Below are 23,162 nucleotides of genomic sequence, written 5' to 3'. Positions count from 1 at the left end.
CAAGGGACGTGCGGGGCGCGGTACGCCGTTCCCGGTTGTGCCGCTTCTCACCCATTACTCATCGTCTTGTTCATTGTCCTGTCACCCGGCGCCGCCGGCCCGGCCCGGTGCGATGAACCCCGACTCGTACGCGGCGATGACCGCCTGGGTACGGTCCCGGGCGCCGGTCTTCGCCAGGACGCCCGCCACATGGGTCTTCGCCGTCGCCGCGCCCACCCGCAGCCGGGCGGCGATCTCCGCGTTGCTGAGCCCGGCCGCCATCAGCCGCAGGACGTCCGCCTCCCGCTCGGTGAGCCGGGCCGCCCAGGCGGCGGGAGCGGCGGCCGGCCGCCGCCTCCCGTACTCGGCCGCCAGGCCCCGTACGGCGGCGGGGAAGAGCAGCGAGTCGCTGCGGGCCACCAGCCGCACCGCCTGCACCAGCTCCTCGGCCGCCGCCCGCTTGAGGAGGAATCCGGCGGCTCCGGCGCGCAGCGCCTCGTACACGTAGGAGTCGTGCTCGAAGGTGGTGACGACGATGACGCGCGGCGCCGGGTCGAGCACGGCCAGGATCAGCTCGGTTGCCCTGATGCCGTCGGTCTTCGGCATCCGCACGTCCATCAGCACCACGTCGGGGCGCAGCTCGCGCACCACGGAGACCGCCTCCGCGCCGGTCGAGGCCTCGCCGACGACCTCCAGCCCGGGCTCGGCGTCCAGGATGACCCGCAGGGCGGTACGGACCATGCGCTCGTCGTCGGCGACGACGATCCGGACCGGGGTACTCATGGCCGCTCCCGCGCGCCGGGGCGCAGGGGGAGGCGGGCGGTCAGCCGCCACCCGCCCTCGTGAGGTCCGGCCCCGGCCCGGCCGCCGAGCAGTACGGCGCGCTCGGAGACGCCGCGCAGCCCCCGGCCGCCGCCGGGGCGCACCGGGGACGGCCGCGCGGGCAGCGGGCTGTCCACGACGATCTCCAGTTCCTCCGCGCGCACCGTGATCCGCAGCCGCACCGGCGCACCGTGCCCGCCGTGCCGCAGCGCGTTGCTCAGCCCCTCCTGCACGATCCGGTAGGCCTCGCGCGCCACGGCGCCGGGCACCGCGCCCCGGTCGCCTTCGGCGGTGTACGAGACGGGCACCCCGCAACGCGCCAGCAGCCCGTCCAGCGCGTCGAGCCCGGGGCCGGTCGTGTCCTGCGCGTACCCGGCCGCTTCGGCGCCCTCCGCGGTGTCGGCGGTCCGCCGCAGCAGCCCGAGCACAGAGTCGAGCTCGTCGACCGTGCGCCGGGTCGTCTCCTCGATCGCGGTCAGCGCCTCGCGGACGAACTCCGGGTCGCTGTCCAGCACCCTGCGGGCCGCGCCCGCCTGGAGGGTGACGGCGCTGAGCGCGTGGCCGACCGAGTCGTGCAGTTCCCGGGCCAGCCGGTTGCGTACCGCGAGGCCGGCCGCCCGGCGTTCTGCGGCGGCCAGCCGGTCGTCGGGGGTCGGGCCCAGCAGGACCGGCGCCCGGTTGGCCAGCAGCGCCCCGGCCGCCGCCGCGCAGCCGGCCATCGCCGCCAGCATCGCGATCCCGGCGAACGGCGCCAGGACCGGGAGCCACCGACCGTCCAGCGCCTCCGGCACATCGAGCACCGGGGACTCGCGCACGGCGGCGAAGAACGGCAGCACCGTCACCCCCACCGCGAACGGGGTCAGGGCCAGCGTCATGCCGCTGACGACACCGCCGAGCGCCACGTGCAGGGTGTACCAGAGCGCCGCGCGGAACCTGGCCTGCCGGGTCCTGGCCGGCCCGTCCGCCAGCGGCCGGTCCGGCGGCAGACCGCACAGGGCGCGGGCGGCGGACACCGACAGCGGCCGGGCGAGCGGGAAGAGCGCGGTGACCGAGGCCATCGGCAGGGCGAAGGCGAACGCGATCAGCTGGTCGACCGGCGAGCTGAACACATTGGCGCCCGCCCGGAACGAGCCGACGATCACCGTGCCCACCAGGAAGTACGGCATCAACAGGGCCCCGCCGATGATCAGATGGAGCCAGCGCAGCCGGGCCCGCCGCCCGAGCAGCGGCGTCACGCCCGGAGGCCGGACGGCGGTCGCGTACCGGCCGCGCGCTCGGCCAGGAAGTACGCGCCCAGGGCCAACACCAGCGTTCCGACCAGCATCTGCACAGCGTAGGTCAGCACCACTGCGGCGGTGGGCCGATGGGCGAGGTCGTCGACGCTGCTCAGTGCGGCGAGGCCCATCCAGCCGCCCCAGCAGCCCACCGCGCCGGAGCCGCCCCAGGCCAGCGCGAGCGGTATCCGCAGCGGCAGCGCGGAGTTCCGGCGGAAGGCGAGGAGCAGTACCCCGGCGACCGCGGCGGCGGCGAAGAGGACATCGACGGCGTCGACGACGTGGGAGCCGCCGTTGCTCTCCGCGATCAGTGCCGCGTTGAGCCCGGCGGTCGACCCGGTGGCCCAGAGCAGATGCATGGTGCCGGGGATCAGGGCGGTCAGCGAGGCGGCGACGGCGCAGGCGCGCAGGGCGGGAGCCGTGGGACTGGCGGGCAGATCACGCAGGGCGCCTCGCCAGAGGTGGCCCCAGCGGTCCTTCGCGTACAGCGCGAAGAGGGTGCCCAGGGCCAGGCCCTGGATGATGAAGCCGGTGTAGACGACGGCGAAGACCCACTGGTCGAGGAAGGGCCGGGTGGAGTCGGCGCTGCTGGTGATCTCGCCGCCGAGGACCTGGACCAGCAGTTGGAGCGGATAGCCGGCCATGATCGGCAGTAACAGACCGGTCGCCACCCACATCGGCAGGACGAGCAGCCAGGCGGGCACGCGCCGGCCCCAGGCCTGGGTGAGCAGCAGGGCGATGACGACGACCGCGCCGTCCATCAGGACCGAACCGCTGTTGGCGACGATCATCGTGGTGCGGTGGTCGAGCAGCGAGCTGCCGTCGGGGATGCCGAGGTGGCTGCCCGAGACCCAGGCGGCCTTGAGCACGATGTAGGGCAGGCAGGCGACGATCGCCAGGGCGCGCAGCGCGGTGCGCGCCCGGGTGGTGACCGGGGCGGCGGGAGCCGGTGCGGGGGTCGATGAGGGAGCCGACGCGAGCGGTGTCTGTGTCATACCGTCCACGCTCCCGCGCGGGCGGCACGCGCACCTCATACCGGATGGTGATCCGCCTCCCCCACGCGGGGGAGGCAGGCCGCCCAGCCCTCATCCGGTCAGGATGGACAGCCGCTCGGCCGTGTCCTCATCCGGTCAGGGTGAACAGCAGCTCGGCCGTCTCCTCGCCGCGGGCGTTCGCATAGCCGCGGTCCTTGCCCGTCACGGTGAACCCGCACTTCTCCAGCACCCGCCGCGACCCCGCGTTGTCGGCCGCGGCACGCGCGTACAGCGGACGCTCCGGTACGGCGACGAGCAGGGCGGCCAGTGCGGCGGTCGCCACGCCCCGGCCCCAGCGCGACCGGTCGATCCAGTAGGTGACCTCGCGGTCGTCCGGCGGCCCGTAGACCCCGGCGTTGCCGACCACCACCCCGTCGGCGAGAACGCTGCGCATCACGACCGAAGGGTCGGCCAGGACGCGCGCCCAGTGCGCGTCGAACGCGTGCCGGTCCGTGGGGTCCTCGCTGGTGAAGGCGGCGGCATGGACCGCCACCGGGTCGGACATCCAGTCGAAGAACAGCGGCAGATCGCCGTCCCGCACCGGGCGCAGGGAGAGCTCCACGGGTCAGAGCCTCCGGGTCGCGAGGGTCAGCCGGTCGCGCGCGTCGAACAGTGCGTCCTTGACCGTCTGTTCGTGCGCGGGCGTGAGCCGGGCGACCGGCACCGAGCAGCTGATCGCGTCGCGCGCCGGGGTGCGGTACGGGATCGCGACACCGAAGCAGCGCAGCCCCAGGGTGTTCTCCTCGCGGTCCACCGCGTACCCCTGCTCGCGGATCAGGCGCAGCTCCTCGATGAGCTTCTCCCGGTCGGTCAGGGTGTGCTCGGTCAGCGCGGGCAGCGTCTCGGGCAGCATCTTGCGGACCTGCTCGTCGCTGTGGGTGGCCAGCAGCGCCTTGCCGAGCGAGGTGGAGTGCGCGGGCAGCCTGCGGCCGACCCGGGTGAAGGGGCGCAGATAGTGCTGGGACTGGCGGGTGGCGAGGTACACCACGTTCGTCCCGTCGAGACGGGCCAGGTGGATGGTCTCCGTGGTGTCGTCGGAGAGCCGGTCCAGGGTGGGGCGTGAGGCGGCGACGACCTCGTCGCCGTCGATGTACGAGGTGCCGACCAGCAGCGCCCGTACGCCGATCCCGTACCGCGTCCCGGTCGCGTCCGTCTCGACCCAGCCCAGCTCGACCAGGGTGCGCAGCAGCATGTAGAGGCTGGACTTGGGGTATCCGACGGCCTCCTGCACCGCGGCGAGCGAGTGCATGCCGGGCCGCCCGGCGAAGTACTCCAGCAGCTCCACCGTCCGTACCGCGGACTTGACCTGTGCCCCACCAGACTCGGCAACCGACATCGCCCTACGCCCCTTCCAGCCCACTTACGAAACCTGCGACTTCTTGCCAACACCGAACGCCCGGAAATAGAGTCGCTTCATATTCACGATCAGGAACTTTGTTCAGAATACCGAACAACTTCTGATGTGTGGCAGTGGAGCGGAAGGAAAAAACGGTGGCAGCAGCACCAGTCTGGAGCGTCGACCCCCGCACCGGGAACCCGCGTGAGCAGGTTGCGGTGGAGGCTACAGCGGAGGAGGTCGACCGGGCGGTCCGGGCCGCCCACGCCGCACGTGCCTCGCTCGCGGACCGCACCGTGCGCGCCGCCTTCCTGCGCACCGCGGCCGATCTGCTCGCCGAGGCCGGTGAGCACGTCATCGAGGCCGCCGACGCGGAGACGGCACTCGGCCCGGCCCGGCTCACCGGTGAACTCGCCCGCACCGCAGCGCAGTTGCGAGCCTTCGCGGAGGTCGTGGACGAGGGCGCGTTCCTCGACATCCACATCGACCACGAGGACGCCACCCGCACCCCGCCGTGGCCCGACCTGCGCCGCTACAAGATCCCGCTCGGGGTCGTCGCCGTCTACGCGGCCAGCAACTTCCCGCTCGCGTTCTCCGTCCCCGGCGGCGACACCGCCAGCGCCCTCGCGGCCGGCTGCCCGGTCGTCGTCAAGGCGCACCCCGACCACCCGGCGACCTCCGAACTCTGCGCCTCCGTGCTGCGCAGGGCCGCCGCGCAGCACGGTCTCCCCGAGGACGTCATCACCGTCGTCCACGGCTTCGAGGCGGGCGTCGAGCTGGTCAAGCACCCGCTCGTCAGCGCCGCCGGCTTCACCGGATCGGTGCGCGGTGGCCGCGCCCTCTTCGACGCGGCGGCGGCCAGGCCCGCCCCCATCCCGTTCCACGGCGAGCTGGGCTCCCTCAACCCCGTCGTCGTCACAGAGGCCGCCGCCGCAGAGCGCGCCGAGCAGATCGGCGCCGGGCTCGCGGGCTCGATGACCATGGGCGCGGGCCAGTTCTGCACCAAGCCCGGATTCGTCCTCGCCCCGGCGGGCGAGACCGGCGACCGCCTCCTGAAGTCCCTCACGGAGGCGGTCAGCGACTCCGAGGCCGGAGTCCTGCTCGACCACCGGATGCGTGACGCCTTCCTCGCCGGAGTCGGCGAGCGCGCCGCCCTCCCGGAGGTGGACGCCCCGGTCACCCCCGGCGCGGGCGGCGAGCACACCGTCGCAGCCGGCTTCCTGACCGTACCGGCGCACCTCCTCACCACCGAGGGCCCGCACGACGCCCTCCTGGAGGAGTGCTTCGGGCCGGTCACCGTCGTGGCCCGCTACACCTCGCAGGACGAGGTCGCCGCGGTCCTCTCCCGGCTGCCCGGCAACCTCACCGCCACCCTCCAGATCGCCACGGAGCAGGCCGACGACAGCGCCGCCGCACTCCTCGCGGCGCTCACCCCGCTGGCCGGCCGCGTCCTGGTCAACGGCTGGCCGACCGGCGTCGCCGTCGCCCCCGCCCAGCACCACGGCGGCCCCTACCCGGCCACCACCTCCACCTCCACCTCGGTCGGCGCCACCGCGATCGAGCGCTGGCTGCGCCCGGTCAGCTACCAGACGACCCCCGAGGCCCTGCTCCCGCCGGAGCTGCGCGAGGACAACCCGCAGGGGCTGCCGCGCCGGGTGGACGGACGCCGCGCATGACCCTGCGACTTCCCGAACTCCCCTTCGGCCTCGAACCGTTCGGCCCGACGACGGAATGGGCCTACGAGGGCGGCGTACTGACCGGCCGCGCGGGCGCCCGGCAGGACCGCTTCGTCCCGCCGGGCGGCGCCGCCCTCGAACCGGCGAGCGACGCGCCCCGGCTGCTGGGTCCCGCCCCGGAGGGCGACTTCCAGCTGATCGCCCGGGTGCGGGTCGGCTTCGCCGCCGCCTTCGACGCGGGCGTCCTCTACCTCCACGTCGGTGACCGCGAGTGGGCCAAGATCTGCCTGGAGCTGTCCCCGGACCGCCCCACGGTCTGCACGGTCGTCACCCGTGGCCACTCCGACGACGTCAACTCCGCCGTCGTGGAGGGCGACACCCACTGGCTGCGGCTGAGCCGTACCGGCGGCGCCTTCGCCTGCCACGCCTCCGCCGACGGCGAGAAGTGGACCTTCGTCCGAGTCTTCGCCCTGGGCACCCCGGAGCAGGCCGCCGCCGCGTCCATCGGCTTCCTGGTCCAGTCGCCCACGGGTGACGGCTGCGAGGCCGCCTTCGACCGGATCGCGTTCCGCCCGACGGGCCTCGTGGACCTCCGCGACGGGAGCTGACCGAACGGCGGCACCCACGCACCGCGATGCGCCGTCCTCCGGACACGGAGGGCGGCGCATCGGTATGCCCGGCCGTACCGCGCAGCCCGGAACATCGCCAGAGCTCGGGACCGTCAGTCCAGAGCCGAGCAGCTCGGCGACGAACGGGGACGACCCGGTGGCCGGCCTCCGAACGGTGTTGCCGATCCTGACCACGCCCGAGGTGATGCGTCCTCCGGACAGAGGTACTTCGTTCTCCATGGCTACATCCTGATCCTGCATACGGACATCAGTCCTCAATGGCGAACAGCCGAGGTTCGGTGCACAGAGCGACCTGCCACGCGCACCTGCGGGGGACCTCGGGCGGGGCAGAGCCGTCAACTCCGGTCCGCTGAACGGAAAATACCTGTCCGACCCGGCAACCCCCCGCCCCCCGGTGGCGACAACTGAGGGACAGCGGCTCGTATACGGACGCATCGCGCCGCGCACGAGCCGCCGAGCACAGCACCCTCCCCGCACGTCGTCGTACCGAAGGGACATCATGCGCACCCACCTCCGCACCCGTAGCCGCAGTCTCACGGCCCTCGCCGCCGCGACAGTCGCCGTCGTCGCCGTCGCCCTGCTTCCGGGCTCCGCCGGGGCCGCCGAAACCTCTCCCGTGGGCTACGGGGCCGGCACGACCGGTGGCGGCAGCTCCGCCGCCGTGACCGTCACCAGCCTCGCCGCGTTCAAGACGGCCGTCACCGGGACCGCCGCCAAGACCGTCAAGGTCAGCGGGATCATCTCGCTGAGCGGCCAGGTCGACATCGGGTCCAACACCACCGTGCTCGGCGTCGGTTCGTCCTCCGGATTCACCGGCGGCGGGCTGCGGCTGAAGAACTCGACGAACATCGTGATCCGCAACCTCAACATCAGCAAGCCGGTCGCCCCCGCCGACGGGATCACCGTCCAGAAGTCCACCAAGGTGTGGATCGACCACAACACGTTCTCCGCCGACCGCGACCACGACAAGGACTACTACGACGGTCTGCTCGACATCACGCACGCCTCCGACCAGGTCACCGTCTCCTGGAACACCTTCAAGGACCACTACAAGGGCAGCCTGGTCGGCCACAGCGACAGCAACGCGAGCGAGGACACCGGTCACCTCCACGTGACCTACCACCACAACTACTTCGACAACGTCAACTCCCGCATCCCCAGCCTCAGGTTCGGCACAGGACACTTCTACGACAACTACGTCGTGGGCGCCTCGACGGCGGTGCACTCGCGGATGGGCGCGCAGATGCTGGTGGAGAACAACGTCTTCCGCAGCACCGGTGTCGCCATCACCACCATCCGCGACAGCGACGAGGACGGCTACGTCGTGGAACGCGGCAACGACCTCGGCGGCGCGGCCACCGAGATCTCCCAGGTCGGCACGTTGACCCAGGCGCCGTACTCGTACACCGCCGAGCCGGCCTCGTCCGTCGTCTCCTCCGTGACCGGCGGAGCGGGCGCCGGCCACCTCTAGGCCGCAGGGCCAGAGCGCAGGTCCAGGGCGCAGGTCCTGGGCGCAGGTCCAGGGCGCAGGTCCTGGGCGCAGGTCCAGGGCGCATGACGCTCCCGGACGGCCGCAACCTGTGGTCGTCCGGGAGCGTCCCCTTCAACATGATCCGAATAGCCACGCCCGCCGATCTCGACGAGATAGTCCGCCTGCACACCGAAGCGCGTGCCACCTACTACCGCGGCCACCTCCCGGAGGAGGAGTACCTGGGCGCGGAGGAGGTAGGCCGCAGCCGGGGCGGCTGGGCCCGCGCCATCGACCGCGCCGACGCGACCGTCCTGTGCGCCGAGCGGGACGGCGTCCTCGCCGGGATCGCGGCCCACGCCGTGCGCGACGGCGGCATGCACCTGACCCAGCTCCACGTGGCACCGGACCGCTGGCGCGAGGGCATCGGCACCGAACTGCACGAGGCGTGCGTGGCGGCCTGGCAGCTGGACGGAGTTGCCGAAGCCCGGCTGGAGGTGTTCGTACACAACACCCGCGCCCAGTCCTTCTACACGGCCCGCGGCTGGACCCCCGACCCGGAACACCCCCGCTCGGGCAGCCACCTCATGCTGCGCCTGGCGGTGCCGGCCGGGGTACGCGCCTGAGGAAGGCCGGAACGACGGGCGGGAACGGCGGGCGGGAATGACACGGGCCCGGACACGCGTTCCCGGAGGGCGGAGGGTTTCTCAGTTCCCCCGTGCTGCGTGAGCAGCCCCCGAGAGCCCGGAGAGTAGAAGAGTCATGCGCGTCGAGATCTGGAGCGACATCGCCTGCCCGTGGTGCTACATCGGCAAGGCCCGTTTCGAGAAGGGCCTGGCCGGGTTCGCCCACCGCGACGAGGTCGAGGTGGTGCACCGCTCCTTCGAGCTCGACCCGGGGCGGGCCAAGGGCGACACCGTGCAGGTGCTCGACATGCTGGCGCGGAAGTACGGGCGCAGCCCGGAGGAGGCGCGGTCCATGGAGGCGGGTGTCGCCGCCAACGCGCACGCCGAAGGGCTCGGCTACCGCAGCGAGGGGCGGGACCACGGCAGCACCTTCGACATCCACCGGCTGTTGCACCTGGCCAAGGCCCGCGGCCGTCAGGACGCGCTGCTGGACCTCGCCTACCGGGCGAACTTCGCCGAGGAGCGGTCCGTCTTCGACGGTGAGGTGCTGGTCGAGCTCGCCGTCGAGGCCGGGCTCGACGCCGACGAGGCGCGTGCGGTGCTCGCCGACCCCGAGGCGTACGCGGCCGAGGTGCGGGCCGATGAGCGGGAGGCGTCCGAGCTGGGGGCCAACGGGGTGCCGTTCTTCGTGCTGGACCGGCGGTACGGCATCTCCGGCGGCCAGCCCGCCGAGGTCTTCGCCCAGGCCCTGGAGCAGGCCTGGCAGGACCGGCCGCTGACCGCCATCGGAGGGGACGCCGCGGCCTGCGACACCGACGGCGCGTGCGAGGTTCCGGCCTCGGGCGCCGGCATCGGCTGACCTGCGGCCTCCGGTTCCTGTACCCGTATGGAGTGCGGCCGGCCGCCAGCCACCTGCACGCATAAGCGTTGCTTGGGGATACCCCTTAACTATTGGTGATTGACTATGGGTTAAGGGGCCTCCAGGCTGGGCGCATGATGATCTCTTCGCTCAGCCGTGCGGTCGACGCCGAGTTCGCGCCGGAGACCGCCTACCTCAACACCTCCACCTGCGGGCTGCTGCCCCGCCGTACCGTGGACGCGGTGAAAGTCCTCGCCGAGGAGAACGCCACCGGCCGCCGGGACGGAGCCGGTGACTTCGAGGCCGCCGACAGCGCGCGGGAGGGCTTCGCGCGGCTCGCCGGGGTCGGGGCCGACCGGGTCGCGGTCGGCAGCTCGGTCTCCGTCCATGTCGGACTGGTCGCCTGCTCGCTGCCCGCCGGGGCCGAAGTGCTCGCGCCGGAGGGGGAGTTCAGCTCGGTCGTCACTCCGTTCGCGGCCCGCGGCGACCTCCGGATGCGGTACGTCCCGCTGGAGGGGCTGGCCGACGCGGTGCGTCCGGAGACCGCGCTCGTCGCCTTCTCGTCCGTGCAGTCCGCCGACGGCCGTACCGCGGATCTGGACGCGGTACGGGCCGCGGCCGCCGCCCACGGGGCCCGTACGCTGCTGGACGCCACCCAGTCCGCGGGCTGGCTGCCGCTCGACGCCGGGGCGTACGACTACACGGTCGCGGGCGGGTACAAGTTCCTGCTCTGCCCGCGCGGCGCGTCGTTCCTCACCGTCACGGAGGAGGCGCAGGAGTCGCTGCCGCCGGTTTTCGCCGGGTGGGTCAGCGCCGCCGACCGGTGGGGCAGTACCTACGGGCCGGTCGCCGCGTTCGCGCCGGACGCCCGCCGCTACGACGAACCGCCCGCGTTCCTCTCGTACCACGGCGCGGAGCACTCCCTCGCCCTGCTGAACGAGATCGGCATCGACGCCCTCCACGGCCACGCCACCGGCCTGGCGGCCCGCTTCAGGGACGGGCTGGCCGGGGCCGGGCGCGAGGCGGTGGCGGGGGATTCGGCCGTGGTCGCGGTGCCCGGACTCGGGGAGCGGGCGGTGGAGCTGGGGCGGGCCGGGGTGATGGTCTCCAACCGGGCCGGCAACCTGCGGGCCGCCTTCCACCTGTACAACACCGAGGCCGATGTGGACCGGGCGCTGGACGTGCTCACCGGCTGAGCCCGTTCGCTACGCCTGCGTGGTGTCCGCCGCCGGAGCGCCCTGCCACTTCCATGACGACACCCTTGCGCGGCCGGGCAGTTCGGCGCGGCCGGTGGACCACAGCAGTACGGTCCACCGGTCGCTGTCGTCCGGGGCGTCGGGGAAGAGCCGGGCCAGCACCCGGTCGCAGAGGTCTGCGGGCGGAGTCCAGCCGATGCCCAGTCCCTCGGCCAGGTCGTGGGTGTGGACCAGGGTCTCCACGATGCCCATCGCGGCGAATCCCTCCGCGTCGGAGATCCCGTAGCTGTGGTACGCGCGGACATCCGGCGAGGTCGTCCTGACCATCGCCGCGAGCATCGCCCCGCCGGCCTCCAGGATCTGCAGCAGCCCTGCCGTACCGGCCGCCGGGTCGGTGAAGATCGCGTTGGCCGGTCCGCCCTCGTGCCGCCTGGTCCAGTGGAACGGCACATCGCGGTCCAACGGAGTTGACTGCGGCCCCAGTTGGGCGGCATAGGCGAAGAGGTCGTCGCTCAGGTGCTCCACGGTCTCCCAGCAGTCCCAGGTGAGCGTCCCCGCCGGGATGTGCCAGTCCTCCGCCGGGGACTCCTTGAGCGCGGCGACCGCGAGCCGTACCGCCGAGGTCACGTCGTCCGCGGTGACCGGCAGCCGCGTCCCCGTCAGCAGCGCCCGCTCCCGCGCACCGCACTCCACGCAGAACTCGTTGCCCTCCGGATCGGCCAGGGTCGCCCACCCCCGCCCGTTCGGCCTGCGGTGATCCGCCACCAGCGTGGCACCGAGGGCGAGCAGCCGCTCGACCTCCTCGTCCCGGGTGCGGTCGTCCGGCTGGACGTCGAAGTGGATGCGGTTCTTGGTGCTCTTCGGTTCGGGCACGGTGATGAACAGCAGCGCGGTACCGGGGGTCTCGACGAGGGCCTCGGGGTCGCCGGGGGCATCGTCGTCGGAGACGGGGGAGCCGAGCACCTGGGCCCAGAACGTGGCGAGTTCATAGGCGTTGGCGCAGTCGACGGTGACGTGGTGTACGTGTGAAGTCATGGGCCACACTGTCGCCCGTGGGCGCCGCCGGGTCCAGCGAGATATGCCGGGACACGCGTAGGCCCGCCACGCGGTGCGTGACGGGCCTGGACCGCGCGCCCGCCCGAGGACGACTCGACGTGCGGGGTGGTCAGAGGCGCAGGAGGCGTTCGGCGTTGCGGTGGGCGATGTCGTGCTGGGCGTCCTCGGAGAGTCCGGAGCCGGTCAGGAAGGCGCGGGATCCGGCATTGCCGACGAAGGGGTAATCGACCGAGTGGATCATGCGGTCGGTGCCGAGGAGGTCGGTGCAGAAACGCAGGTGGGGGGCGGTGAACATGCCGCTCGGGGTGTAGTAGGTGTTCTGTCGGACGTACTCGCCGATGGTGCGGTCCAGGCCGGTGGCCTCGCGTGGCAGGGCCTCGTCGAGACGGTCCAGGTACCAGGGGACGGCCTCGCCCCAGTGGCCGAGGATGAACTGCAGCTCGGGGTAGCGGTCGAAGACGCCGCTGAGCACCAGGTGGATGAAGTGGACGCCGGACTCGTTGTGCCAGCCCCACGCCGCGGTCGCGAACCGGGTGGCGACGACCTCTTTCAGGCCCGCCTCGTAGTTGTCGGCAGCGGTGACGCGGGTCGGCGGTGCGGGGTGGAGGTAGACGGGAACGCCCAGTTCGGCGGCGGTGCGCAGGATCGGGTCGAACCGCTCGGCAGAGAGGAACTCGTCGTCGGTGCGGCCGTGGATGAGGGTGCCGACGAAGCCCAGTTCCTCCACCGCGCGTCGGAGCTCGTCCGGGGCGTGCCCGGGTGCGGTGGTGGGCAGTGACGCGAAGGCGGCGAACCGGTCGGGGTGGCGTACACAGGCGGCGGCGAGGCGGTCGTTGACGTCGCGGACCAGCTCCGGCGCCACGTCGGCGGGCAGGTACTGGGTGGTGAGGTTGGAGAGCACCTGCATGTCGATGCCGTCGGCGTCCATGGCTGCGATCCGGCCCTCGTCCAGGTCTTCCAGCACCTCGGCCGACGGGCTGTAGGGGAGACCGCTTGCCGGGGCGTAGGACGCTCCGAAGCCAGGGCTGACCTCGGCCGTCCGGGCGGCGGACGCCTTGGCCACACCGGTGTGCAGCGTGTGTTCCTCGATCGTGATCAGTTTCATCGTGGTCCTCTGTACTTCTCGTTCGCCGCGGTGGCCGTCACTTGTCCGCCTGTTCGCCCAGCCAGGCGGAGGCGGACTCCTTGATGTCGCGCTCCAGGTCGCTGCCCTTGGTCGCGAAGACCCGGCTCACCGGGAATCCGCTGGCCTCCAGCAGGTAGGCGAGGGCGGCGTACTCCCGCGGGTACCGGGCGACGATCTCCGCGTCGATTTCGACGATCCCGGCGGGGAAGGTGAAGGTGCCGAAGTCGTAGACGCTCTTGCGGTCGCTGATGCGCCACACCCCGTCCCGCTTCTCCAGACGGTCGATGAACCGGTTGTGGCCGTTGCAGCCGAGGCGCAGGTCGACGTTCTCGCCGATGATGACGGCATTGGTCTCGCTGACAGCGCGGTCACCGTCGGCGGAGAAGGTCACCACAGGCGCGGTGATCAGGTGCTTGGTCCGGAAGGAGGAGGCCCCCATCCGGGCGGAGGCGTCCACGAACTCGTACGCCCGTCCCTCGAACCAGGTGATCTCGATCCGGCCGTCGGGATGGAAGAGGCCCTTCAGCCGGTCCCACTCGCCGAGGTCCCGGTGGATCCACCCGGTCATGAGATCTGCGATGTCCTGTCGGTCCTGCAATGTCACGTTCATGCGTCCAGCGTGCGTCCGGCGCAGCGATAGGTCCAACCGAAAGATACGATCAACCAATCGGCTGGAACGATGGATGACAGGGGTGGACGGTGGAGCTGCGGCACCTGCGCTATTTCGTCGCCGTCGCCGACGAGCGGCACTTCGGGCGGGCCTCCGCCCTGCTGCACGTCACCCAGTCCACCCTCAGCGCCCAGGTCCAGGCCCTGGAGCGGGAGGTGGGCGGTCGCCTGTTCTCCCGTACCAGCCGACGCGTCGAGCTGACCGAGGCCGGTGAACTGCTGCTGCCCGAGGCCCGCAGGGCCCTGGCACAGGCCGACCGCGCCCTGCAGGTGGCCCGGGAGTCGGTGCAGGGTGAGACGGGAACGGTCCGGATCGGCTTCGCCGGCGTCGCCGTCCTCCAGGGCGTCCTCTCCGACGACCTGCGCGACTTCCGCCGGGCGCACCCACGGGTCGGCCTCGCCCTGACGGAGCTTCCGCCGGCCGCCCAGATCCAGGCGGTACGCGACGGCGCGCTCGACCTCGGCTACTGCCCCGACCTGGGGCTCGGCGACACCGACGGCCTGCGCGTCACACGCCGCGCGCCCACGCCGCTCTCCGTCGCCCTGAGCTCCGACCACGAACTGGCTTGCGCGTCCGCGGTGACCACAGCCACCCTGAGCGCCCACGACCTGATCGTCTACGCGAGCAGCGAGGAGGACGAGACCGTCCTCTCCCGGCTCTGGCCCGCCACAGAGGAGGACCGCTCCCGGGTCCGCCTGGTCGGCAGCACCCTGGGCGCCCTCGCTCTCGCCCTGGCCGGCACCGGCGTGGCCCTCGTCCCCACCGCCACGGAGCGCATCGCCCTGCCGGGCCTCACCTACCGGCCCCTGCACGGAGCGCCGCCGGGACCTGACCTGCTGGTCCTCGGCCGGTACGACGAGACCTCAGGGGCTGTCCGCGCCTACCTCGGCGGCGTCCCCGCGCCATGATCTCCTCCCTCACGGTGCGAACGCCGTCTTCATCTGCTCCGGTGCGTCCAGTTCGGCCCAGAGCCGCTCCGGGACCCCGTGGGCGAGGTGGGCGGCGGCCGAGGTGACCTCCGCCGGGGTGCGGAAGCCGGCCAGGACGCTCGACACGACCGGTTCGCGCAGCGGGAAGCAGAGGGCCGCGCGGGGGAGCGGGACACCGTGCGCCGAGCAGCGGGTGGCGAGTGCGCGGGCCCGGTCCAGGACGGTGGCGGGCACCGTGCCGTAGTCGTAGCGCCCGCCCGCCTCTGGGTGATCGGTGCTCAGCAGGCCGGAGTTGAAGGGGGCCGCCGCGATGACGGAGACGTGGCGCGCGGCGCACTCCGCGAGGAGCGGGGCGGCGGCGCGGTCGAGGAGGGTCCAGCGCCCGGCGACCATCACCACGTCCGGGTCGCCCTCCGCGACGAAGCGGCGCAGCGGGTCCACGGTGTTCATGCCGATTCCGATCGCGCCGACGACTCCCTGCGCGCGCAGCTCCGCGAGGGCGGGCAGCGCCTCGGTGAGGGCGGTGTCCATGTGCTCGTCCGGGTCGTGGACGAGCGCCACGTCGATGCGGTCGAGGCCGAGGCGTTCGAGGCTCGCCTCCAGGCTGCGCAGGACGCCGTCGCGGCTGTAGTCGGGGCGGCGGCGCAACGTGTCGGGGACGGCGAAGCCCCCGGCGGCGAGGTCGGAGCCGCTCGGTGACGGGTGCGGTTCGAGGAGGCGGCCGACCTTCGTGGAGACGGTGAACGCGTCGCGCGGGCGCGCTTTCAGGGCCGCGCCGAGGCGGCGTTCGGAGAGCCCGAGGCCGTAGTGCGGTGCCGTGTCGAAGTAGCGGACGCCCGCGTCCCAGGCGGCGTCCACGGCGGCGCGGGCGGTCTCCTCGTCCAGGGGTGCGTAGAGGTTGCCGAGCGGGGCGGCGCCGAAGCCCAGCGGGCTGACGGCGACCTGGCTGCGCCCGAGGGTGCGGCGGGGGCCTGGACTGGGGCTCGGGCTTGGATTGGGGCTGGTCATGGCGGACTCCGTACTCGTGCCGGGGCGGGGTTCAGGTGCGTACCGCGTACCAGTCGGCCGCGTTGGTGCCGAGGACGGCGGCGCGGTCGGCGGGGGCGAGCGGGGCGAGCAGGGTCTCCGTGACGGCGAGGACCTCTTCGTACTCGGCGGTGAGGCGGCACACCGGCCAGTCCGAGCCGAAGAGGACGCGGCGGGGGCCGAACGTCCCGAGCAGCGTTGCCGCGTAGGCGGCGAGTGCGGTGACCGGGTCGGTCTCGCCGGTGCGGGTAAGGAGGCCGGAGAACTTGACGGCGACGTTGGACAGTTGGCCGAGCGCCGTCATCGCGGCGGTCCACTCGGGGGCGGGGCGCGGCCCGACGACCGGGTTGCCCGCGTGATCGAGGACGAAGCGCACCTGTGGCAGCCCCCGGACGAGCGCGACGGCGGCGGTGAGCTGATCGGGGCGCACGAGAAGGTCGTACGTGAGCCCCGCCGCGCCGAGCGCGCGCAGCCCGTGCCGTACCTCGGGGCGGGCGAACCACGCGGTGCCGGGTTCGTCCTGGACGTTGTGGCGCAGCCCGGTCAGGAAGCGGCCGCCGGGCAGGGCGCGCAGCCGGTCGAGCGCGTCGGGCAGCTCCGGGTCCGTGAGGTCGCTCCAGCCGACGACGGCGCCGATGAACTCCTCCTGCTCCGCGAGGGCGAGGAGTTCGGGCGTCTCCCAGGGCTCGGGCACGGTCTGTACGAGCACCGCGCGCCCCACACCGGCCGCCGCGAGCGCGGGGCGCAGGTCTGCGGGGCGGTAACTGCGGTGCAGTACGGGGCTCTCCCGGGTCCAGGCGTGTTCGTGCCGGTCCAGGTCCCAGAGGTGGAAGTGGGCGTCGATGCGCACGGTCATCCTTCGGGCCGGCCCGTGCCGTACGGCGGTGCGGGCGCGTACGGCACGGGGGTGTGCGGGGTGGTGCGGGGCCGGGCCCCCGGGTGCGGGGCCGGGCCCCGGGGTCTGGGACCGGGGTCCGGAGCGTAGGACCGGGGTCCGGATCGTGGGCCCCCGCCTCAGTCGAGGTGGAAGACCTCTTCCGCGGGCGCCCAGCTCTCGCCGGCGGCGGCGCTCTCCACGGGCTGCTGGCACGGGTCGGTCAGCTCCCACCAGCGGCGCGTGGTGGGGTCGGCGGCGATGAGCGCCTGGTCGGCGTCGTAGTCCTCGCCGTCGTACTCCAGGTAGGAGAAGAGGAGTCCGTCGCGCAGGAAGATCGAGTAGTTCCCGATCCGGGCCCGCTTGAGAGTGGCGAGGACCTGCGGCCAGGCGTCGGCGTGCAGGGCGCGGTACTCGGCCTCCTTCTCCGGGCGCAGCCGGATGACGGAGGCGAACCGGCGCACGGTACGCGGGGTGTCCGCCCCGGGCGACGCGTCCCCGGTAGCGGGGGAGGAGGGCTGTTCCGGCACGGTGCTCATCCTTCCCCGCGCAGGCGAAGCCCGTCCATGCCGCCGTCTACGGCGAGGGTGGTGCCGGTCGTGGAGGCGGCGGCGGGCGATACGAGATAGGAGACCGCCTCCGCGACCTCTTCTCCGCTCACGAGGCGGCCGTGCGGCTGCCGTGCGGCGAGGGCGGCCTGTTCGGCGGCGGGGTCCTCGGCGCTCGCGAGGAGCCGGCCGACCCACGGCGTATCGGCCGTACCGGGGTTGACGGCGTTGACGCGGATGCCCTCGGGGAGCAGGTCGGCGGCCATCGCGCGGGTCAGCGAGAGGATCGCGCCCTTGCTCGCGGTGTAGAGGGCGCGCTGCGGGAGCCCGGCGGTCGCGGCGATGGAGCCGATGTTGACGACGGCGCCGTGCGCGGAGGCGCGGAGCGCGGGCAGGGCGGCGCGGGTGACGCGGACGAGCCCGACGACGTTGACGTCCAGGACGCGGTGCCACTCGGCGTCGTCGTTGTCCTCCACGGAGCCCTGGGCGCCGATCCCCGCGTTGTTGACGAGGATGTCGAGGCCGCCGAGCACGTCGAGCGCCTCTGTGACGGCCGCGCGGACCGAGGCGTCGTCGGCCAGGTCGGCGCGGACGAGCCCGGCCGTGCCTTCCGGGGCCTCGCCCGCGCGGTCGAGGACGACGACGCGGGCGCCCTGCGCGGTGAGCCGCTGGGCGGTCGCGCGGCCGAGGCCGGAGGCGCCGCCGGTGACCAGGGCGCGCAGCCCGGCGAGGGGGCCGGGGACTGGGACGGCGGTGGTTGCGGGGGTGGTGGTCATCTCATGCCTTCCCAAGGGTCTGGCGCTGGCGGCCGAGGCCGTCGATCTCGACCTCCATGACGTCACCGGGGCGCAGGTAGGGCGTCTCGGGGCGGCCGAGCGCGACACCGGCCGGGGTACCGGTGTTGATGATGTCGCCGGGGCGCAGGGTCATGAAGTGGCTGAGGTAGCGCACGATTTCGTGGACGCCGAAGATCATGTCGTGCGTGCCGCCGTCCTGGCGGAGTTCGCCGTTGACCCAGAGGCGCAGGCCGAGGGAGTGCGGGTCCGGGACCTCGTCGGCGCTCAGGAGCCAGGGGCCGAGCGGGTTGAAGGTCTCGCAGTTCTTGCCCTTGTCCCACTGGCCGCCGCGCTCCAGCTGGAACTCCCGCTCGGAGACGTCGTTGCTGATGGCGTATCCGGCGACACAGGCGGCGGCTGACTCTGCGTCAGGGAGGTAGCGGGCCTCGCGGCCGATGACGACGGCGAGTTCGACCTCGTAGTCCGTCTTGACGGAGGCGCGCGGGATCAGCACCTCGTCGTCGGGGCCGACGACGGTGTCCGGCGTCTTGAGGAAGACGATCGGCTCGGCCGGCACCTCCGCGCCGGTCTCGGCCGCGTGCTGACGGTAGTTGAGGCCGATGCAGACGATCTTGCCGATGGCGGCGAGCGGCGGACCGAAGCGCTCGGGGCCCCCGGTCACCTCGGGCAGCGAGCCGAGGTCGCGGGCGGCGAGGGCGGTGGCGAGCGTCGCCGGGGTGAGGTCGGCGCCGTCCAGCAGAGGCGCCAGTTCGCGCCAGATGCCGTCCGTGCCGGAGACGACCGGCCGTTCCGCGCCGGGGGCGCCGATGCGTGCGAGTTTCATCGCGGTCCTTTCGCAGGGAGGAGCGAGTGGGGTGAACGAGGGGGACGCGCGGTCGGCGGGGAAGGCGACCGGAGGCGTTGCCGGAGGGTGGACCAAAGACGCGCCCAACAGGCGTGGCCGGGCGGCGTCGAGCGGCGTCATCCGGCGTACTTCGGTACGCCAGGACCATAAGAGTCAGATCCATTCGGCGCAATGCAGCCGATTAAAAGCCCTCTTGGTGGGTCTATGTTCCGGTTTGCTCAGGCGGTTTGAAGTTTCTTTCAGCCACATCTTCCGAACGCGTAACGCAGATGTCATAGTTGCGGCGGCCGATGAACCTGATTAATCCGTTACCGCTGGAGGGGGAGCGTCGTGGGAGTGCCGAGGCAGACACCGGACGGGAGCCACGAACCGGATCACGCCCCGGGCCCTTACCGGCCCGGGTACGAACGGGTCGCGGAACTGCTGCTCAACCACATCGCCGAGCAGCGGCTCAGCCCCGGGGACCGGCTCCCGACCGAGCAGCGGCTCGCCGAACTCCTCGGCGCCTCCCGCAACGTGACGCGCGAGGCAGTCAAGACCCTCGCGGGGATCGGGCGGCTGAGCGTGCGGCGCGGCGCGGGCATCTTCGTGGCCGAGTCGGCGGGAGGGCTGGTGGACGACGACCAGACCCTGCACTTCCGGCCGACCAGCATGGACCACGTGCTGATGCTGCTCGACTACCGCACGGTGATCGAGACCGAGACCGCGCGTCGCGCGGCCTCGCTCGCCACCCCGCTGGAGGTACGGGAGATCAGGAACAGCGCCACCACCTCGGCCAGCACCGCGAAGGCCGCCGACCACTACGGCTTCGCGGAGGCCGACGCGGCCTTCCACCACGCGGTCGGCACGGCGGCGCACAACCTCTTCCTGCGGTCGAGCATCGGCAACATCCGCCGCCTGGCCTCCCAGTCCGACGTCCTGCTCTTCCACGGGGACGCGCCGGGTTCGCTGGAGGTGGCGGCGGAGCAGCACCTCGCCATCGCCGAGGCGGTCGCCGCCGGTGAGGCGGAACGCGCCGCCGTGCTCATGGCCGAGCACATCGCCACGACCCGGCGGCAGTTCGAACGCAAGATCCGCGACCGGCTCTTCCACATGGACGGACGGACGCAGCCCCAGGAAGCCCCCGGGCAGCAGGCCGACCCGCCCGCCGCCTCGGCCTCCTGAGACACCACGACCACCCGCGAGGGCCCCACCGGCCACCCGCGGGACACCACGACCACCCGCGAGGACCCCACCGGCCACCCGCGGGACAGCACGAGCCACCGCGGGCCGCGCGGGGCACCCCGACTCGACGGGGCGCCCCCGCACGGCACGTACCCCGCGCGCCTCCCGACCCGGGAGACCGCACCACGAAAGGCAGCACCGAAGCCACAGCTCCGCACCGCCCACCAGCACCCCCCGTGGGGCGGCCCGCAACCGGGCCCCCGGCCCTCCCGGTCCCGCGCGTGACCTGATCCGCGCCGCCGGCGGCCGTACAGCCCCTCCCCGCACGCCGGTGTCCCCTTCCGGGACGGACAGGACACCGGCCCTCGGCCCGGAGCATCGCTCCGGCCACCTTCCCCGAGCCCCCACGCCCCCGTCGCCGCCCCCGCGGCCCCGGAGCGGCCGGCTCAGGACCCTCAGACCCGGAGTCAGCCGCTCCGGGGTCCGGACAGCTTGTCCTTACGCGATGGGATACCCGTGTCCACACGCCCTGAGAACAACGCCCTGCCCACCAGGTTGCGCAGAGCCGCACTCGCCGCCGCCCTGATCACCCCGGCCGCCCTCGTGCTGCCGCTCGCCCCCGCCGCCTCGGCGGCGCCCGCCAAGGCGCCGCGCCCGGCCCTGACCGTGCACGTCTCCCCGCACGGCAAGGACTCCGGGAGCGGCACCGCCGCGCGCCCCTTCAAGACGCTCGAACACGCCCGTGACTACGTGCGCTCGGTCAAGAAGCGCGTGCACGGCGACATCCGGATCGAGCTGGCCGACGGCACGTACCGCCTCGACCGCACGCTCGCCCTCGACTCCCGTGACTCCGGCGCGAACGGCTCCACCGTCACCTGGGCCGCCGCCCGGGGCGCCCACCCCGTGATCAGCGGCGGCAGGCAGATCACCGGCTGGCAGCCCGCCGACGGCGACGGCAAGGTCTTCAAGGCCCCCATCGGTGACCTCCAGGCCCGCCAGCTCTACGTGGACGGCGAACCGCAGACCCGCGCCCGCACCGAGAACGAGTGGCCCGGCGGCTGGCAGAAGACGAAGACCGGCTACACCTTCACGGACGACAGCCTCACCCACCTCAAGCACCCCTCCGACCTGGAGGTCGTGAGCAGCTGGGGCTGGAAGCTGATGCGCTGCCCGGTGGAGTCGGTCAACGGCCACACCATGACCATGCGTCAGCCGTGCTGGAACAACGCGAACCTCCAGGAAGGCCAGGAGATCACCACTCCGACCTGGCTGGAGAACGCCCGCGAGCTGATCGACACCCCCGGTGAGTGGTACATCGACCACGCGGCCGGGGAGGTCTACTACTACCCGGAGCAGGGCCAGGACCTCAGCCGCGCCGAGGTCACCGTGCCCACCGTGCAGGACCTGGTGGACCTCGACGGCACCGCCTCCGCCCCCGTCCGGGACGTCTCCTTCGACGGCCTCACCTTCTCGTACTCGACGTGGCTGGAGCCCAGCTCCGACGAGGGCCACATCGAGGGCCAGGCCGGATTCCGGATGGTCGGCGCGGACAACCCCGACTTCGACTCCACCAGGCTCGACTGGAAGAAGACGCCGGGCGCCGTCAACACCGGCTTCACCCGTAACGTCTCCTTCACCGGGAACACCTTCACGCACCTCGGCGCGGCCGGACTCAACCTCAACACCGGCAGCCGGTCCACCGAGATCATCGGAAACGTCTTCCGGCAGATATCCGCGACCGGCGTCCAGATCGGCGGCGTCGACTACTACGACGACGCCCACCCGACCGACAAGCGCAACGTCGTCGAGGACACGACCGTCAGCGACAACGTCGTGACCAGGGCCGCCGACCAGTACCGGGGCTCGCTCGGCATCCTCGCCGGCTACACCGACCACACCACGATCACCCACAACAAGGTGTACGACCTGCCCTACAGCGGTATCTCGGCGGGCTGGGGCTGGGGCCTCACCGACCAGGGCGGCAACCCCTCGTACGCCAACAACGGCAAGGTCCCCGTCGCCACGACGCCGACCACCAGCCGGAACACCGTCATCTCGTACAACGAGATCGGCGACATCATGAAGCACCAGGCGGACGGCGGCGCGGTCTACACGCTCGGCGTCAACCCCGGCGGCCGGGTCAGCGACAACTACATCCACGGCGTGCCCGAGCCCGCCTACGGCGCCGTCTACCACGACGAGATGAGCCGTGGCTGGACGAACACGAACAACGCGTTCTGCGGCGTTGCGTACCAGTGGATGCTGATGAACCACGGCATCGAGAACAACGCCTCCGGCAACTTCACCGACAACCAGGGCTACTCGGTCCAGGGCGGCAGCTACGGCAACACCGTCCAGAACAACGTCAAGGTCGGCGGCTGCGACCAACTGCCCGCCCCGATCGTGAAGAAGGCCGGACTGGAGCCCGCCTACCAGCACCTGGACCCGGGCCCCGCCGTCACCCACCGGACCCCGCCCACCAGGCCCGGCGCGCCGAAGGCCGCGGCGGACTTCCCGACCGTCGCAGAGCTGAGCTGGGCCGCCTCCACGGACGACAAGGGCGTCACCGGCTACGCCGTCTACCGTGACGGCAAGCTCGTCAGCGCCTCCGGCTCCACCGGCGTCCGCATCGCCGGCCTGAAGCCGGACACCACCTACCGCTTCCAGGTCCGGGCCCGTGACGCGGCCGGCAACGAGTCCCCGTACAGCGCCACCACCGTCGTGCGCACCCCGCGGGGCGAGGACCTGGCGTTGAAGCACCCGGCCACCGCCTCCTCCGACTCCGAGGGCAACGTGCCCGCGAAGGCCGTGGACGGCGACCCGGGCACCCGCTGGGCCCAGGGCCTCGGCCTGCCCGACCCGTCCTGGATCCAGGTCGACCTCGGCGCCACGTACGACGTCAACGGCGTCATCACCACCTTCGAGAAGAGCAAGGGCTACCGCTACCGCGTCGAGGTCTCACCCGACGGCACGGACTGGAAGCCGCTCGTGGACCGCACCGGCGCCGACACCACGGAGGCGACCGACTACGCCCACGCCACCACCCCCGCCACCGGCCGCTACGTCCGGCTCACCGTGACCGGCACCAACGGCAACGGCGGCAGCATCTACGACCTCCAGGTCTACGGCACCAAGGCGCCGACCAGCTAGGAAAACCGCGTGCACGGCGGCTTCCGGGGGAGCCGCCGCGAGCGCGGACGCAACAAGGAAAGACGAGACGAAAGCCACT

The 23,162-nt window shown here is 72.6% G+C and carries 22 protein-coding genes; 9 read left to right on the top strand and 13 right to left on the bottom strand.

The window, feature by feature from the left end; translation table 11 throughout:
• Nucleotides 1-81: 81 nt before the first annotated feature.
• The 5 genes from OG892_RS08240 to OG892_RS08220 all read right to left on the bottom strand — a co-directional run bounded on the left by OG892_RS08240 (nt 82) and on the right by OG892_RS08220 (nt 4,445).
• Nucleotides 82-762 (bottom strand): response regulator, encoded by a 681-nt coding sequence (locus tag OG892_RS08240; RefSeq protein WP_371628799.1) that lies wholly within the window; start codon nt 760-762, stop codon nt 82-84.
• On the bottom strand, nt 759-2,036 hold the full coding sequence (locus OG892_RS08235) for a sensor histidine kinase (RefSeq protein WP_371628798.1): 1,278 nt from the start codon (nt 2,034-2,036) through the stop codon (nt 759-761). Before OG892_RS08235 ends, OG892_RS08240 begins: the two co-directional genes overlap by 4 nt.
• The gene (locus OG892_RS08230) at nt 2,033-3,070 is read right to left on the bottom strand and encodes a hypothetical protein (protein ID WP_371628797.1); all 1,038 of its coding nucleotides are present in this window, start codon (nt 3,068-3,070) and stop codon (nt 2,033-2,035) included. The genes OG892_RS08235 and OG892_RS08230 overlap by 4 nt, the downstream gene beginning before the upstream one ends.
• Before the next feature lie 127 nt (nt 3,071-3,197).
• The gene (locus OG892_RS08225; protein WP_328867504.1) at nt 3,198-3,671 is read right to left on the bottom strand and encodes a GNAT family N-acetyltransferase; all 474 of its coding nucleotides are present in this window, start codon (nt 3,669-3,671) and stop codon (nt 3,198-3,200) included.
• 3 nt (nt 3,672-3,674) lie between these two features.
• Nucleotides 3,675-4,445, bottom strand: coding sequence for an IclR family transcriptional regulator (locus OG892_RS08220; RefSeq protein WP_024492240.1), 771 nt, complete (start codon nt 4,443-4,445; stop codon nt 3,675-3,677).
• A gap of 155 nt (nt 4,446-4,600) precedes the next feature.
• On the opposite strand from OG892_RS08220, the gene OG892_RS08215 reads away from it, so the two are divergent.
• From OG892_RS08215 to OG892_RS08190, 6 genes are all read left to right on the top strand, one after another.
• Nucleotides 4,601-6,121: an aldehyde dehydrogenase (NADP(+)) gene (locus OG892_RS08215; protein ID WP_073735324.1), complete on the top strand. Its 1,521-nt coding sequence runs from the start codon at nt 4,601-4,603 to the stop codon at nt 6,119-6,121.
• Complete coding sequence (locus tag OG892_RS08210; RefSeq protein WP_073735323.1) at nt 6,118-6,729, top strand: DUF1349 domain-containing protein; 612 nt, start codon at nt 6,118-6,120, stop codon at nt 6,727-6,729. Before OG892_RS08215 ends, OG892_RS08210 begins: the two co-directional genes overlap by 4 nt.
• A gap of 520 nt (nt 6,730-7,249) precedes the next feature.
• Complete coding sequence (locus OG892_RS08205) at nt 7,250-8,221, top strand: polysaccharide lyase family 1 protein (protein WP_073735322.1); 972 nt, start codon at nt 7,250-7,252, stop codon at nt 8,219-8,221.
• Nucleotides 8,222-8,358: 137 nt separating this feature from the next.
• Complete coding sequence (locus tag OG892_RS08200) at nt 8,359-8,844, top strand: GNAT family N-acetyltransferase (protein ID WP_073735624.1); 486 nt, start codon at nt 8,359-8,361, stop codon at nt 8,842-8,844.
• Nucleotides 8,845-8,980: 136 nt separating this feature from the next.
• Nucleotides 8,981-9,703, top strand: a complete 723-nt coding sequence (locus OG892_RS08195) for a DsbA family oxidoreductase (protein ID WP_371628796.1) — start codon at nt 8,981-8,983, stop codon at nt 9,701-9,703.
• Between the two features lie 134 nt (nt 9,704-9,837).
• Entirely contained in the window at nt 9,838-10,899 is a 1,062-nt protein-coding gene (locus OG892_RS08190) for an aminotransferase class V-fold PLP-dependent enzyme (RefSeq protein WP_371628795.1), read from the top strand.
• Between the two features lie 9 nt (nt 10,900-10,908).
• Here OG892_RS08190 and OG892_RS08185 read toward each other — a convergent pair whose 3' ends face one another.
• The 3 genes from OG892_RS08185 to OG892_RS08175 form a co-directional block, all read right to left on the bottom strand.
• On the bottom strand, nt 10,909-11,934 hold the full coding sequence (locus OG892_RS08185; protein WP_371628794.1) for a VOC family protein: 1,026 nt from the start codon (nt 11,932-11,934) through the stop codon (nt 10,909-10,911).
• Nucleotides 11,935-12,064: 130 nt separating this feature from the next.
• Complete coding sequence (locus OG892_RS08180) at nt 12,065-13,060, bottom strand: amidohydrolase family protein (protein ID WP_073735309.1); 996 nt, start codon at nt 13,058-13,060, stop codon at nt 12,065-12,067.
• A gap of 37 nt (nt 13,061-13,097) precedes the next feature.
• Nucleotides 13,098-13,691, bottom strand: coding sequence for a nuclear transport factor 2 family protein (locus OG892_RS08175; RefSeq protein ID WP_371628793.1), 594 nt, complete (start codon nt 13,689-13,691; stop codon nt 13,098-13,100).
• A gap of 89 nt (nt 13,692-13,780) precedes the next feature.
• On the opposite strand from OG892_RS08175, the gene OG892_RS08170 reads away from it, so the two are divergent.
• Nucleotides 13,781-14,659 carry a LysR substrate-binding domain-containing protein gene (locus tag OG892_RS08170; RefSeq protein ID WP_371628792.1) on the top strand — a complete coding sequence of 293 codons (879 nt, stop codon included), beginning with the start codon at nt 13,781-13,783 and terminating at the stop codon, nt 14,657-14,659.
• Nucleotides 14,660-14,668: 9 nt separating this feature from the next.
• Here OG892_RS08170 and OG892_RS08165 read toward each other — a convergent pair whose 3' ends face one another.
• From OG892_RS08165 to OG892_RS08145, 5 genes are all read right to left on the bottom strand, one after another.
• On the bottom strand, nt 14,669-15,688 hold the full coding sequence (locus OG892_RS08165) for an aldo/keto reductase (RefSeq protein ID WP_371628791.1): 1,020 nt from the start codon (nt 15,686-15,688) through the stop codon (nt 14,669-14,671).
• Between the two features lie 31 nt (nt 15,689-15,719).
• Nucleotides 15,720-16,556, bottom strand: coding sequence for an amidohydrolase (locus tag OG892_RS08160; RefSeq protein ID WP_371628790.1), 837 nt, complete (start codon nt 16,554-16,556; stop codon nt 15,720-15,722).
• Between the two features lie 164 nt (nt 16,557-16,720).
• A complete protein-coding gene (locus OG892_RS08155; RefSeq protein WP_328867516.1) occupies nt 16,721-17,119 on the bottom strand; it encodes an L-rhamnose mutarotase in 399 nt (132 codons plus the stop codon).
• The gene (locus OG892_RS08150; RefSeq protein ID WP_371628789.1) at nt 17,116-17,904 is read right to left on the bottom strand and encodes an SDR family NAD(P)-dependent oxidoreductase; all 789 of its coding nucleotides are present in this window, start codon (nt 17,902-17,904) and stop codon (nt 17,116-17,118) included. Before OG892_RS08150 ends, OG892_RS08155 begins: the two co-directional genes overlap by 4 nt.
• A gap of 1 nt (nt 17,905) precedes the next feature.
• Nucleotides 17,906-18,748 carry a fumarylacetoacetate hydrolase family protein gene (locus tag OG892_RS08145; protein ID WP_371628788.1) on the bottom strand — a complete coding sequence of 281 codons (843 nt, stop codon included), beginning with the start codon at nt 18,746-18,748 and terminating at the stop codon, nt 17,906-17,908.
• 351 nt (nt 18,749-19,099) lie between these two features.
• On the opposite strand from OG892_RS08145, the gene OG892_RS08140 reads away from it, so the two are divergent.
• Both OG892_RS08140 and OG892_RS08135 read left to right on the top strand, forming a co-directional pair.
• Entirely contained in the window at nt 19,100-19,933 is an 834-nt protein-coding gene (locus OG892_RS08140; protein WP_328867519.1) for an FCD domain-containing protein, read from the top strand.
• 516 nt (nt 19,934-20,449) lie between these two features.
• Nucleotides 20,450-23,083: a discoidin domain-containing protein gene (locus OG892_RS08135; RefSeq protein ID WP_371628787.1), complete on the top strand. Its 2,634-nt coding sequence runs from the start codon at nt 20,450-20,452 to the stop codon at nt 23,081-23,083.
• Nucleotides 23,084-23,162: the final 79 nt, after the last annotated feature.

This window comes from Streptomyces sp. NBC_00341 (assembly GCF_041435055.1).
In the GTDB taxonomy this organism is placed as follows: domain Bacteria; phylum Actinomycetota; class Actinomycetes; order Streptomycetales; family Streptomycetaceae; genus Streptomyces.
Note: the sequence above shows the minus strand (reverse complement) of the source record. Positions and strands in the feature narration are given on the sequence as shown.

What these genes read in the sequence shown, in the direction of transcription:
- OG892_RS08190 (WP_371628795.1), top strand. Translation starts at nt 9,838, where the DNA reads ATGATGATCTCTTCGCTCAGCCGTGCGGTCGACGCCGAGTTCGCGCCG.
- OG892_RS08200 (WP_073735624.1), top strand. Translation starts at nt 8,359, where the DNA reads ATGATCCGAATAGCCACGCCCGCCGATCTCGACGAGATAGTCCGCCTG.
- OG892_RS08155 (WP_328867516.1), bottom strand. Translation starts at nt 17,119, where the DNA reads ATGAGCACCGTGCCGGAACAGCCCTCCTCCCCCGCTACCGGGGACGCG.
- OG892_RS08185 (WP_371628794.1), bottom strand. Translation starts at nt 11,934, where the DNA reads ATGACTTCACACGTACACCACGTCACCGTCGACTGCGCCAACGCCTAT.
- OG892_RS08175 (WP_371628793.1), bottom strand. Translation starts at nt 13,691, where the DNA reads ATGAACGTGACATTGCAGGACCGACAGGACATCGCAGATCTCATGACC.
- OG892_RS08145 (WP_371628788.1), bottom strand. Translation starts at nt 18,748, where the DNA reads ATGAAACTCGCACGCATCGGCGCCCCCGGCGCGGAACGGCCGGTCGTC.
- OG892_RS08230 (WP_371628797.1), bottom strand. Translation starts at nt 3,070, where the DNA reads ATGACACAGACACCGCTCGCGTCGGCTCCCTCATCGACCCCCGCACCG.
- OG892_RS08195 (WP_371628796.1), top strand. Translation starts at nt 8,981, where the DNA reads ATGCGCGTCGAGATCTGGAGCGACATCGCCTGCCCGTGGTGCTACATC.
- OG892_RS08150 (WP_371628789.1), bottom strand. Translation starts at nt 17,904, where the DNA reads ATGACCACCACCCCCGCAACCACCGCCGTCCCAGTCCCCGGCCCCCTC.
- OG892_RS08205 (WP_073735322.1), top strand. Translation starts at nt 7,250, where the DNA reads ATGCGCACCCACCTCCGCACCCGTAGCCGCAGTCTCACGGCCCTCGCC.
- OG892_RS08165 (WP_371628791.1), bottom strand. Translation starts at nt 15,688, where the DNA reads ATGACCAGCCCCAATCCAAGCCCGAGCCCCAGTCCAGGCCCCCGCCGC.
- OG892_RS08220 (WP_024492240.1), bottom strand. Translation starts at nt 4,445, where the DNA reads ATGTCGGTTGCCGAGTCTGGTGGGGCACAGGTCAAGTCCGCGGTACGG.
- OG892_RS08180 (WP_073735309.1), bottom strand. Translation starts at nt 13,060, where the DNA reads ATGAAACTGATCACGATCGAGGAACACACGCTGCACACCGGTGTGGCC.
- OG892_RS08240 (WP_371628799.1), bottom strand. Translation starts at nt 762, where the DNA reads ATGAGTACCCCGGTCCGGATCGTCGTCGCCGACGACGAGCGCATGGTC.
- OG892_RS08210 (WP_073735323.1), top strand. Translation starts at nt 6,118, where the DNA reads ATGACCCTGCGACTTCCCGAACTCCCCTTCGGCCTCGAACCGTTCGGC.